The following is a 12,444-nucleotide window of genomic DNA, read 5'->3' as shown; positions in this document are numbered from 1 at the left end:
TGGATTCATCCCCCTGTCTGCCTCTTTCAAAGCCGTGCAGACAGGGGATGAATGCTTCATTATTTCAGAGTCCAGTTAGGCAGGCTGCCGGCAAGACCGATGAACGGGCTGACTGATAGATTCTCGATACGGCCGTTATAGGCATACACTGTTTTTTTGTAATTGGTGAAAATAATCGGCAGTTCATCGTTGAACAGCTGATACAGCTCCTTATAGACCGCTTTGCGCTGTTCAATATCAGTAGTTGCCAGCGCTTTGTTGTACAGCTCGGTGAAAGCCGGATTGTCATAGCCGGCAATTTCACCGTCGAAGAACTGCATGAAGCCGTCCGCCGGATCTGTCAGCATGCTGGTGGAGAAGGACACGAGATCATAATCCCCGCTCTCGGTTTTCGAGACCAGTGAGTTGAAGTCGGCGAAGATCTCAGGCTGGAAGTCGATGCCGAGCGCAGCGAAGTTCTCCTTGGCTACCGCGATGAAAATATCCGAGTTCTTGCTCTTGCTCGCCAGATAATGAATGCTCAGCGGTTTGCCGTCCTTCTCGCGGATCCCGCCCGCCCCTACCGTCCAGCCGGCCTCATCCAGCAGCTTCTTCGCTTGTTCGGGGTCATATTTGTAAGGGTTGATCCCTTCGTCCGTATAGGACCAGGAGATCGGCGATGCCGGAATATTGGCCACAGCCCCTGCGCCTTCCGCAGCGTCCACATAGATGCTCTGCCGGTCCAGTCCATAAGCAATTGCTTGTCTGACGCGTTTATCACTCAACTGCTCATGCTTCAGGTTGACCTGCATGTAGCCGTAGGTGCTTGGAGTATACGGAAGAATGTTCACGTATCCCAGTTCCTTCAGCTTTGCAATATTTTCTTCTGTGGCCGGGAAGGACGCATAATCCACCTCACCGGTTTCAAGGAACTGCCAGGCATCCCCGGTTGTTGTTTTGTAGATAAAATGCTCTGTTTTCGGCTTGCCCTTGAAATAGTTCTCATTGGCTACGAAGCGGACCTCTTGTCCGGGAATGAATTTCTCCAGCTTATAAGGGCCGTCGCCCAGCGGCTTCTCATGCAGCTTCTTGATGTACTCCAGCTGGCCGAACTCGTAGTCCTTGCCATAGTAAGCCTTCGACAGAACATTCGAGCCTAGTGTCACCAGTGCCGTAGCATTGGGCTGCTCCAGTGTAACCGAGAGGGTCTGCGGATCTATGACTGTAATGCCGTCTATAGCCTGGGCAGTCCCGGCTTTGTAAGCCTCGCTGCCTTTCACCTTCAGCGATGGCAGCGATGAGCCGCCGTCATAAGCTTTGTCGTACTGGATCGTCCAGGTGAACGCCACATCATCCGCAGTGAGCGGCGAACCGTCGCTGAATTTCAGGTCTTTGCGCAGGTGGAACGTATATGTAAGCTGATCCTCCGATACATCCCAGCTCTCGGCCAGCTCCGGCACAGGCACCCCTTTATCATCCACCGTAACCAGTGACGCATAGAGCAGTGAGGATACATTGCCGTCATAGCCGCTCTCCTGGAAGTATGGCGTGAATGCTCCGCTCGGATCGGTGAGCCCGACGATAATCGTATCAGTCCGTTTCTGGGCTGCTGCCGGCAGCTTCGTCAGGTCGGTTGCTGTAAAAGGCTCACTGAGCGCGCCGGCCGGAACAACCGCCGGAGCTGATGGCGCCGCTGTGCCGGCAGCAGCTGTATTCGGATCAGCCGTTGCCGCCGTATTTGCCGGAGTGTCCGTGGATGCCGTATCCTTGTTGCCGTTCTCCGAGCAGGCGGACAGCAGCAGGGAACCTGCAATCATCAATGAGGATAGCAATAGCGTACTTTTTCTCATAACATCATCTCTTTTCTCCCATTTTGTAATACTAATAATTCCTACCCACTAAGTATGATTAAAGGCCGATAGTTCACATTATAGAAAGTAAATTGAGTTCTGTAAAGAGAGAACTTATAAATATTTCTTCTTAAACAGAATTATAAATGGATGATGACAGGAAAAAAGCCAAAATACTCTCCTGACGGGGAGGACTTTGGCTTTCGGATTTTATTTTGAATTTATTTCAAATAATCAAACAGCTGCTCATTCATCTGCTGTATCCCTTCCAGTCGCAGACTATAGGCTGTAACGTTCTCCCCTTCAATGTAGGCATGCAGCAGACCGGCACTGCGGAGGCTGGAAATATGATCATGGACAATGCCCTTAGACAGACCGGCCTGTCTGACAATTTCCGTAAACGATTTACGCTCCCCGCCCAGTGACTTCAGGATTTTCAGGCGGCTCTTCTCTCCCAGACTGCGGAGCGTCCGGTGCATGGACGGCGAAATCTCTTCTTCAGAGGCCTGGATTTTCCCGGCATAGTGGCATATCGTCAGCGCACCAAAGTTATAAATAATATTGATTGGCTGAAAATGGTATTGCGGGATTAGCACCAGCTTGCGCAACCCGTCACCGGGCATGAAATAGAAGCCGTTGGTCGTCTTATTCACGAAATCGGCAACCGGACTGCCAGCCAGCGCCTGTCTCCGTTCCTCCGCATGCTGGTGCAGCTTCTCCATAAGATCCGGGGTGCAGCTGCTGAAGTACTGCCGGTTCCACTCTGACAGCAGAAAGATCATCCGGCTGCGGTACTGCTCCATCTGTGCCGGAAATATACTTACATGGCCTGCAAGCGTTTCGTAGATTTCTCCTACGGACAAGCCTTCCAGCCACTCCAGCACATGCTCCACATGATCCTTGTCCGGACACAGATAGATCAGCAGATTAAGCAGCTTCCAGTCATTATCGAGATCTGTCTCTTCCAGCACAGCCAGCAGTCCGGGACTTAAGCCGCGTGCCACATCTGCCGCCCAGGCTGTGCCAAGATCTATCTTTTTACTCCCCTTCTTGCATATAAACGTATGTATGCTGCTGATTAATTCATAAACCGGCTGAAAATGAACCTCAACCTCGTAATCCATGGCTATTCCTCCTGATGCAACTTCTTTTCGCTACAGCGTTAGTGCCTTAATCTTATGGCATCGGGAAGGAAATGTGCAAGTCATTCCGAATTTTCTGACTCCAGATGTAATACACATGTCACGTTGCAACTTTCCCGGCTTGCTATTTCTCGCTTTTTGCCGGAGAGGGTAGTAAAATAAAGGGAATACACAGGAATGGAGTGAAGTAACATGGAACGGATTGCTAAGGGAGAAGGACGTTTTTATATAGCTGGTGACGGTAAGGACCTTGCCGAGATTACATACAGAGCGGAAGAGAATACAGGTAACCTGGTGATTGACCATACCTTTGTCTCTGAAGATCTGCGCGGTCAGGGTGCCGGGGAGAAGCTTGTGCGGGCGGTTGTAGACCTGGCCCGTGAACAGAATGTCAAAATTGTGCCTGATTGCCCGTATGCGGCCCATCAGTTCGAGAAGCACGCGGAGTACCGGGATGTACTGAAATAGGAGGAAGAAAGATTGACTACAGCGGATACACTGAAAGAAATAGAGGAACTGCAGCAGCGCTGCGAGCAATATGAAGGAATCTCACTTAAGCTGAATTGGGACATGCTCCGGCATCCAGGGGAAGCAGGCGGAGCGGAATGGCTGGTGACCTATGAAGATGAGCTGCTGGTCGGGTTCATCGGGTTATATAATATCGGCGGCGATATGGAAATCTGCGGCATGGTTCGCCCGGGTTACCGCCGCCGGGGCATCTTCAGCTCACTCTGGCAGCGGGTACAGCCCCTGATCCGGCGCGGCAAGGTCAAGTCGCTGCTGCTGAATACCCCTGCGGCATCAGAATCAGGTAACGCTTTTCTGAAGACTCTGCCGCTGGAATTCAGCCATGCGGAGTTTCAGATGAAGTGGGACAGAGCGGCAGGGAACCGCGGAATCCAGGAGGCCAGTTCAGCCTCGGGCAACGTTATGCTCCGGCCTGCGCGTGCCGATGAGACGCCTGTATTAATCGCCTTCGACTGCGGCGGATTCAGCATGACGGAGGAAGATGCCGCCGAAATGTACGTCCAGCATGAGCAGGAAGGCTCTCAGGAGCATATCATGATCGAATGGAACGGACAGCCTGCCGGCAAGATGCGGCTCTGGTCCGAGGACAATGAGACCTGGATCTTCGGCCTTACGGTAGACAAGAATCTGCGGGGTCTCGGTATCGGCCGGAGTGCGCTGATGCAGACGATTGAGCGGGAGCAGCGGAATTATAACGGCGTTAATCTTGAGGTGGCTCTGGACAACCCGAATGCGCTGAAGCTCTATGAGAGCTGCGGATTCGTCATTCTGAACCAGCAGGATTACTATTCAGCCAGCCTGGACTAAGTTCCGGCAAGTGCACCAATAACCCCAAGACAGCAAAAAGCATCTCTTCCTGCGGCTGCCCGTGCCGTCCGGTTGAGATGCTTTTTAGTATTTAATATAAGAGGCTACATCAGCCCATACCCCCGGAGCATGGGCTCATCCCGCTCGCTGCGGCGGCTGCCGTACCGTACACAGCCTTCTGCATGCTCCTCCGGTTCCAGGAATACCGACAGCAGGCGCACATAGTCGAGCGACTCCTGCAGAGGAATCCCCGCACCGTCAAAGATATGTCGGCGCCCGTCCAGCAGCGAATAGACACCTATCGTCTCTGCCGGCAGCCCGTAGGCCTTGTGGCAGAAGACATTCGCCATATGCAGAAATCCGGTAATCACCTCATCATTGCCGTTCACCATGAACTTCTGGATATTCAGGCTGCGCCCTGCGGTCCCGGAATTCCAGGCCAGCTGGAAGATCATCGCCAGCTCAATTTCCAGCTCAGGCACCGGTACATGCCACTGCTCATAGAGCATGACCGGAATTTCCCCGGTATGATTGCCCGCAGCAATCCGTGTCAGCTCATCGGCAACCGCTTGTTTGACTTCCCAGAAATGCATCAGCGAAGGAAAAGCGCCTGCCTTCTGCGGCCAGCGGTGCTCCAGCAGAAATTGTACCGGTGTCTCCCGGCGCACTTCGGGCTGCAGACTGTAAAAGTCATTCAGCGTATGTCCGACTGCATACTGGACCTGCTGTCTCCAGCGGGGAAGTCCGGTGGCCTGCCCCCCTTTACCTGTATGTTCTGCACCGCCCAGCATGATATGCTCCATCCGGAAGTCATTCAGACGGCTGTAACGGGCAGTCCCTGTATCCAGTTGTCTTCCTGCACAGCATCCTGCTGCGGCGCCCATCGTTAAGAAACCGCCGCGCAGGTAAGGGTGAACTCGCGTCCGAAGCTGCGGCAGGCATCCTTCTCCGCCGCATTCGGTCCATATTCAATCTTCAGGCTCGCCTGAACGATCTCTGCACCGCGCTCCTTCAGCTTCGCTTCGATCTGATCTACCGCACCGCAATAGATCTCATACCCGGTATCTCCGCTGCCGAAGGCAGCAGCCTTGCAGGAAGAGAGGTCAAGCTCATCCATCTCTTCATAGAAGTCAAGGAATTCATCCGGCAGCTCGCCGTCTCCCCAAGTGTACGCTCCCAGCAGCACAGCCTCGTAGTCCTTTATCTCATCCGCATTGCAGTCTGTGACCGATTTCAGTACGGCCTCCCCGCCTGCCTGGCGTATTCCCTCTACAATCAGTTCCGCAATCTCTTCCGTATTTCCGGTCAAGCTGGCATATGCCACTAGCACCTTAGCCATTACTTAGTCCTCCCAAGGTAAAAATGAAGTTTATCTTTATGAGTCAGTCCATTAGCTGCAAACTGCTAACCAAGTTTTTCTATCCCCATTCTATTTGATAATGATTCTCATTGTCAACTTTTTAAATACTTTTCGGTAAGACCTGCTGCTCTGCTTCCCGGGACAACATGAACAGCGGCAATTCCGGACCTGCACTGCTTGTCCGGGACTGCCGCTGTCAGCATTCCATATTTCATTCCGAGTTCATTGCTTGAACCGCTTAATCTGCCGCCTGAAAAGATCAGGTTTCGTCTGTCAAGTATCCGCCCTCCAGCAGCGTAATCCCGTTGCCGTCAGGGTCGCGGAAATTCATTTCCTTGCCGCCGTACTCCATCGTTTCCGGAGGGTGGCAATCCAGCCCATTCGCCTTTAGCTGTTCATAGGTTTCATCAAGATTGCTGCAGGAGAACACCAGATTAACTACTCCTGTGGTGTGCTTGCCCCATTTGGTCTCATTCCAGATGATCAGTCCGGGCTGGTTACGCTCGAAACTGATCTTTGCCCCGTCATATTCCCCAAAGCCTTCAAACGGAACAGGAATACCCAGTACCTCAGAATAAAATGCCGCAAGCGCAGCAGGATCCTTACTGTACAGATTGATGCCGTCAAAAGTAGTAATCATAATTCATCCGTCCCCTCAGTAGCTGTAGCATGATCACTCCGGATCAGCCCTCTTAACTTATTGTAACGGTCCTTCCCGGGCTTGTATTGCAAAAAAACGACACTCATCTGCGGTTAGCATAATCCAATGCCGCAAGCGGTGTTCTCCCGGCGAATTTACGGAAATTGTTGATGAAATGTGACTGATGGCTGTAGCCGTAAGTAAAGGCGAGATCCTGTTGGCTGCCCTGGTAGAGCGGTGTCCGGTACAGCTCCAGCCAGACGTTTTGGAAGCGGACGAGATCGGCGACTTTTTTGGGCGGAAGACCGATGTGCCGGCGGAACAGCCGTTCCAGCTGGCGGCTGCTCAGGCCGGAGCTATGCTCCAGTTCACCGGCAGACACCACCCCCCGTGACTTCAGCATCTGGTGGACCGCATTCATCATTCCGTCATTGCTGCGGCCTCCCTGCTCCAGCCGCCGCAGCAGGAATCCTTCTGCGGCAGCTATGCGCCCAGCCATTGTAGTTATATTCCTAAGCTGCTCCCCCAGCTCCTTGCGAAAGGTGTGGAAGTAGTCGTCTACAGCAACATGGGCATTCAGCACCTCCTGCAGCGGCTCATCGGCAAAGAGATGCACCGCCCAGAAATGAAAACGGATCGCGAACCGCTGCCTGGCCCCCTGCAGCCGGTCTTGTCCCACTTCAAAGGAAGTATCATTGATGCCGCAAAAAATCCCGCCGGCCTCTCCTGTAATATCATCCCATTCCCAGATAATATCCATACAGCTGTCCGGAATGATCGTTTCTGTACTGAGCTTTGCCGAAGTCTCTACTGTGGCATATTCATCTTGAGGGCCGGCCGGTTCCCTGTCAGCAGATTTCTCCGGCAGGCTGGGGCCCGTCCCCCAGTAGCAGCGGATGTACGGCTGCAGCAGTCTGCCGGGCAGATATTCTCCTGCGGCGGCCGGATTTGCTGTAATCGGATAATACAGCTTAGCGAGATTGTACATCCCGGTTGGCCCCCCTTCTTGAGTAGCTGATCACTCTGATCATACACAATCGCTGCCGGATACGCCAGAAGCCTCCCTTCAGTTAAATCCATGACAAACTAGAGAATCGTCGCAGCTTTGCAACCATTTTGTTTGTAGGAGCCGCGCGAAATGTTGTACAATAAAGGCTAAATGAATTTTTGAAGGATGGATCGATAATGTATATAGCAAGTGACTGGAAGGACTATGAAGTAATCGACACCGGGGGCGGCGAGAAGCTGGAGCGCTGGGGTGATATTATCCTGCGCCGCCCGGACCCGCAGATTATCTGGCCGCTGGCCAGTGAAACCGCCAAATGGCGTGATGTGCACGGGCACTATCACCGCAGCTCCGCCGGGGGCGGACAATGGGAGATGAAGAAGAGCATTCCGGAAGACTGGAAGATCAGTTACGGCAAGCTGAAGTTTAATCTTCGTCCGACGAACTTCAAGCACACCGGGCTGTTCCCTGAACAGGCTGCCAACTGGCGCTGGATGATGGACAAGATTGCTGCGGCTAACCGGCCGATCTCCGTGCTTAACCTGTTCGCTTATACCGGAGGAGCTACTGTGGCTGCAGCGAGTGCCGGCGCATCGGTAGTTCATGTTGACGCCGCTAAAGGCATGGTCCAGTGGGCGAAGGAAAATATCGCCTTGTCCGGACTTTCCGATAAACCCGTCCGTTTCATTACGGATGATGTATTCAAGTTCGTTCAGCGGGAACAGCGCCGCGGCAGCAAATATGATGCCATCATCATGGACCCTCCTTCCTACGGAAGAGGCCCGGGCGGCGAAATGTGGAAGCTGGAAGCAAGCCTCTATCCGTTCCTGGAGAGCTGCATGGAGATCATGAGTGACCGGCCGCTCTTCACACTGATCAATTCCTATACCACCGGAATCTCGCCAACCGTCCTGCGTAATATGCTCTCAATGACCATGGGCAAACGCTACGGAGGCAAGCTTACCTCCGGCGAGATCGGCCTGCCGATTACCTCTTCCGGCATGAACCTGCCTTGCGGAATTCTGGGCCGCTGGGAGGCGTAAGCCATGACAGCACCGAATAACGGAACAGCCGGAGAGTCAGCAGGCGGTCAATCCCGGTTTGAAATCCTGTACGAGGACAACCATCTGTTAGGCATCGTGAAGCCGGTTAACATTCCTGTACAGGAGGACGCCACCGGTGATCAGGATCTGCTGACCCTGCTCAAGGAGGATGTGAAGGAACGTTACTCCAAGCCGGGCAATGTCTTCATGGGACTTGTCCACCGGCTGGACCGGCCTGTAGGAGGTGCGATGATCTTTGCCAAAACCTCAAAGGCCGCCTCCAGGCTGTCCGAGAGTGTCCGCTCCCATGCCTTTCAGAAGGTATATCTGACTGTAGTCCACGGTAAGCCTCCCGCGTCACAGGGGCGGCTGGTTAACACGCTGCTGAAGGACGCTAAGAGCAATACAGTCAGCATCGTCCGCAAGGGAACCCCGGGCGGCAAGGAAGCTATTCTTGATTATACGGTGATCGGCAGCGCGGAGGGCTATACCCTCCTGAAGATCGACCTGCTGACCGGACGCTCCCATCAGATCCGTGTACAGCTGAGCGGCATCGGCTGCCCGCTGTTTGGCGACCAGAAATACGGCGCGGCAGTGAACCGGCCCGGACAGCAGATTGCCCTGTGGTCGGCTGTAGTCGGCTTCCCTCACCCGGTGACCAGAGAGCAGATTGAATTAATATCGCTGCCCCCGCAGACCTATCCATGGAATCTGTGGACGCCGCATAACCAAAAGCAGGCCATCCGGTAACGGATGCCTGCTTTTTTTTTATTTATATACTACAAGCTATAGACCCTACTGTGCAGAGCCTTCCGCTGCCGGGGCTACTACCATCTTCCCCATCAGATAGAGCAGCAGCTGCTGATTATGCGATGAAATGGGGTCAAGGGCTTCCGCGAAAAAATCACTGCGGATCTGCAGTCCGCGCGAGGTCTCGCGCTTGCCTGTATCCGTAATGCTCACCCAGACGATTCTCCGGTCGGACGCATCGCGTGCGCGGTTAATGAGACTGTGCTTCTCCATCCGGTCAAGCAGCATCGTCACCGCCGCCGGGCTGGTTGCCAGATGCGGAGCCAGGTCGGAAGGCTTCATGGCGTCACGTTCCTGCAGAAGTTCGAGCACGGTAAGCTGGGCATCTGTCAATGTAGGGGCAAGCTTGCTATCCATATGTGACTTGTAGTCCTTTAATATCTTATGCCAGATTTTACTGAATTCAGTGGAGTGCACACTCATTCCTTCCTTTCCTTGACCTTATAGAATGTGGGGTTATTTTGCGGATCTCTATCCGGTATATCTAAACATTTTCGCGAAAGAAATTCCATTTCCTGCAAACGAAAAAAATAAAATCAAAGCTCCCTTGGCAACGGGGATCTAAACAAACGGCGCCTGGAGCTCTGAAATCAGAGCAGCCAAGCGCCGTTTGTGATAAAGCAATACATCTATAATCCGCGAACCGGACTACTTAACCGCCGGAAAAAGGTTGGTAATCTCGTCCTTCTTCTCTACAGGAACCAGCTGCTTGCCGGTCGAACGGCGCTCCGACAGCGGTGCCGCTTCAGAGGAGAAGGAATGCACCGCCCCGCTCTGGGTAATGGCAACCAGCTCTACCGGGTCTTTGCAGTAGAAAGCCCCTATAAGCCTGCTGCCGTTAGGGCGGACACGCTTGCCTTCCTTGAATTCAAACGTCGGCATCCCTTTGCCGCCGCGGCTCTGGGAAGGATAGTCGAGCAGCAGTGAGCGCTTGGCGTAGCCAATCTCCGTGACTGCAAGAATCTCCCCTTCATCTTCACTAACCCAGAAGCAGGACACAACCTCGTCGCCTTCCCGCAGCTGAATGCCTCTCACGCCTGTTGCTACCCGGCCCATCGGATTGACCTCATTCTCACGGAACCGGATACTCATCCCCTCGCGGGTCACAAGTACAATGTCCTTGTCTCCGCTGCTCAGAGCCACTGTAATGATCTCGTCGCCTTCAGCCACCTTACAGGCGGCAACAGCACCGGAACGGCTTGTAGAGTACTCCTTAAGCTCTGTACGCTTAACCTGTCCCTTGCGGGTAACGAAGACCAGACTGGCTGCCGGGTCCTCCAGGTTGCCGACCGGCAGTACGCTGACGATTCCGTCCCCTTTGGCAAGCCCGATCACGTTCACAATTGCCGTGCCGGGCTCCTTCCATTTGAACTCCGGAATCTGGTGGACCGGAAGCAGGAAATACTGCCCCTTACGTGTGAACACAAGCAGGCTGTCCCGGGTATTGAGATCCAGCAGCTTGCTGATATGGTCCCCTTCGTTGACTCCCGCTGAATGCCGCTCTCCGCCGGAGCGGGTGAAGGACAGCATGCCTGTCCGCTTGATATAACCGCCCTCTGAAAAAGCAACCAGCACATCCTCAGCGTTCACGAGGACCTCCATACTCACCTTCAGCTCTTCCACTTCACCCTGAATGAGCGACCGGCGGTCGATTCCGTACTTATCACGGATCTCCAGCAGCTCTTTGCGGATAACGGCGACCAGCTTCTTGTCGCTGTTCAGTATCCCTTGCAGGACTGCAATCCGTGCAAGCATCTCATCGAGCTCCTTCTGGAGTGAATGAATCTCCAGATTGGTCAGGCGGTACAGCTGCAAGGTTAGGATGGAATCAGCCTGGCGTTCACTGAAACCGAACATCCAGACCAGATTATTCTGCGCATCCTGGCGGTTCTTCGATGCCTTGATCGCTGCAATTACTTCATCCAGAATGTTCAGTGCTTTAACCAGCCCTTCCAGCACATGGGCCCGGTCCTCTGCACGCTCCAGGTCAAACTGGGTACGGTGAGTAACCACTTCCCGCTGATGGGCAATGTAAGCTTCAAGGATAGCCTTGAGTCCAAGCTGCTGCGGCGCTTTATTCACAATGGCCACCATGTTGAAGTTGTAGGTGACCTGCAGATCCGTTTTCTTGAGCAGATAAGCCAGAATACCGCCCGCATCCGCTTCCTTCTTCAGCTCGACCACAATCCGCAGGCCCTCACGGCCGCTCTCATCACGGACTTCAGCAATACCTTCAATCTTCTTCTCGAGGCGGATATTCTCCATCGCGGTTACGAGCCGTGATTTCACAATCTGGAAAGGAATCTCCGTAATCACGATCTGCTGCTTACCGCCGCGCATATTCTCAATCTCTGTCTTCGAGCGCAGATAAATGCGCCCTTTACCGGTACGGTAAGCATCGAGGATACCGTCTCCGCCCATAATGGTTCCGCCTGTAGGGAAATCCGGACCTTTGATGAAGGTCATGATATCCTCAAGCGCAATATCCGGCTTCTGCATCACCGCGATACAGGCGTCAATCACCTCACGCAGGTTATGCGGAGGAATTTCTGTAGCGAAGCCGGCGGAGATCCCGCTTGTTCCGTTAACAAGCAGATTCGGATAGCGGGAAGGAACCACAACGGGCTCCTTCGCTGTGTTGTCAAAGTTATCTTTGAACAATACGGTTCGCTTCTCAATGTCACGCATCATCTCCATGGCGATCGGAGACAGGCGGGCTTCGGTATAACGCATGGCTGCTGCCGGGTCATCATCCATAGAGCCCCAGTTGCCGTGTCCATCCACAAGCACATGGCCCATCTTCCAAGGCTGGGCCATCCGCACCATTCCATCGTAAATCGAGGAGTCCCCGTGAGGATGATAGTTACCCATTACATCCCCGACGGTTTTGGCTGATTTGCGGTATGGCTTGTCCGGTGTATTCCCTGAATCGTACATCGCATACAGAATCCGGCGCTGCACAGGCTTCAGACCGTCACGGACATCCGGAATCGCCCGGTCCTGAATAATATATTTGGAATACCGGCCGAAGCGGTCACCCACGACCTCTTCCAGAAAAGCCGGCATAAACTGCTCTGATAAACTGCTCATTCGCTCTTCACCTTCTGTTCCTCAATCTGTCCACGTTTTTAACTATTGATGATCTGATGGCTGCGCTCTTGGGATATTCAATCCATATTGCCTGAAGTATCTTAAGAATAAATCTAAATGAACCGGTGTTAAGCCGTAACTGCGGTGAATGTTTGGACTTTCGGCCGCTGTTGTCTCCAGATTTCTTAA

12 protein-coding genes are annotated in these 12,444 nt (G+C 53.4%); 4 read left to right on the top strand and 8 right to left on the bottom strand.

Going from position 1 to position 12,444, the window contains the following annotated elements; translation table 11 throughout:
* Window positions 1-59: 59 nt before the first annotated feature.
* Window positions 60-1,829, bottom strand: a complete 1,770-nt coding sequence (locus LOS79_RS04725; RefSeq protein ID WP_315416665.1) for an ABC transporter substrate-binding protein — start codon at window positions 1,827-1,829, stop codon at window positions 60-62.
* A 221-nt stretch (window positions 1,830-2,050) separates the two neighbouring features.
* On the bottom strand, window positions 2,051-2,953 hold the full coding sequence (locus LOS79_RS04720) for an ArsR/SmtB family transcription factor (protein WP_315416663.1): 903 nt from the start codon (window positions 2,951-2,953) through the stop codon (window positions 2,051-2,053).
* A 210-nt stretch (window positions 2,954-3,163) separates the two neighbouring features.
* On the opposite strand from LOS79_RS04720, the gene LOS79_RS04715 reads away from it, so the two are divergent.
* On the top strand, window positions 3,164-3,439 hold the full coding sequence (locus tag LOS79_RS04715) for a GNAT family N-acetyltransferase (protein ID WP_315416661.1): 276 nt from the start codon (window positions 3,164-3,166) through the stop codon (window positions 3,437-3,439).
* Between the two features lie 12 nt (window positions 3,440-3,451).
* Window positions 3,452-4,306, top strand: a complete 855-nt coding sequence (locus LOS79_RS04710; protein ID WP_315416660.1) for a GNAT family N-acetyltransferase — start codon at window positions 3,452-3,454, stop codon at window positions 4,304-4,306.
* A gap of 104 nt (window positions 4,307-4,410) precedes the next feature.
* Here LOS79_RS04710 and LOS79_RS04705 read toward each other — a convergent pair whose 3' ends face one another.
* From LOS79_RS04705 to LOS79_RS04690, 4 genes are all read right to left on the bottom strand, one after another.
* Window positions 4,411-5,190: a hypothetical protein gene (locus tag LOS79_RS04705; RefSeq protein ID WP_315416659.1), complete on the bottom strand. Its 780-nt coding sequence runs from the start codon at window positions 5,188-5,190 to the stop codon at window positions 4,411-4,413.
* Between the two features lie 2 nt (window positions 5,191-5,192).
* The gene (locus LOS79_RS04700; RefSeq protein ID WP_315416658.1) at window positions 5,193-5,645 is read right to left on the bottom strand and encodes a flavodoxin; all 453 of its coding nucleotides are present in this window, start codon (window positions 5,643-5,645) and stop codon (window positions 5,193-5,195) included.
* Between the two features lie 280 nt (window positions 5,646-5,925).
* Window positions 5,926-6,306 carry a VOC family protein gene (locus tag LOS79_RS04695; protein ID WP_315416657.1) on the bottom strand — a complete coding sequence of 127 codons (381 nt, stop codon included), beginning with the start codon at window positions 6,304-6,306 and terminating at the stop codon, window positions 5,926-5,928.
* A 103-nt stretch (window positions 6,307-6,409) separates the two neighbouring features.
* Window positions 6,410-7,294: a helix-turn-helix domain-containing protein gene (locus LOS79_RS04690; protein ID WP_315416656.1), complete on the bottom strand. Its 885-nt coding sequence runs from the start codon at window positions 7,292-7,294 to the stop codon at window positions 6,410-6,412.
* Between the two features lie 197 nt (window positions 7,295-7,491).
* Between LOS79_RS04690 and LOS79_RS04685 the strand changes: the two genes are divergently transcribed.
* Together LOS79_RS04685 and LOS79_RS04680 are read left to right on the top strand one after the other, a co-directional pair.
* On the top strand, window positions 7,492-8,355 hold the full coding sequence (locus tag LOS79_RS04685) for a class I SAM-dependent methyltransferase (RefSeq protein WP_315416654.1): 864 nt from the start codon (window positions 7,492-7,494) through the stop codon (window positions 8,353-8,355).
* 3 nt (window positions 8,356-8,358) lie between these two features.
* The gene (locus LOS79_RS04680) at window positions 8,359-9,105 is read left to right on the top strand and encodes an RluA family pseudouridine synthase (RefSeq protein ID WP_315416653.1); all 747 of its coding nucleotides are present in this window, start codon (window positions 8,359-8,361) and stop codon (window positions 9,103-9,105) included.
* A gap of 45 nt (window positions 9,106-9,150) precedes the next feature.
* Here the strand turns inward: LOS79_RS04680 and LOS79_RS04675 are convergent, their stop codons facing one another.
* A complete protein-coding gene (locus LOS79_RS04675; protein ID WP_315421992.1) occupies window positions 9,151-9,582 on the bottom strand; it encodes a MarR family winged helix-turn-helix transcriptional regulator in 432 nt (143 codons plus the stop codon).
* Window positions 9,583-9,813: 231 nt separating this feature from the next.
* On the bottom strand, window positions 9,814-12,255 hold the full coding sequence (gyrA, locus tag LOS79_RS04670) for a DNA gyrase subunit A (protein ID WP_315416652.1): 2,442 nt from the start codon (window positions 12,253-12,255) through the stop codon (window positions 9,814-9,816).
* Between the last annotated feature and the right edge of the window lie 189 nt (window positions 12,256-12,444).

This window comes from Paenibacillus sp. MMS20-IR301, from assembly GCF_032302195.1.
Taxonomy (GTDB): Bacteria; Bacillota; Bacilli; order Paenibacillales; family Paenibacillaceae; genus Paenibacillus_AQ.
Note: the sequence above shows the minus strand (reverse complement) of the source record. Positions and strands in the feature narration are given on the sequence as shown.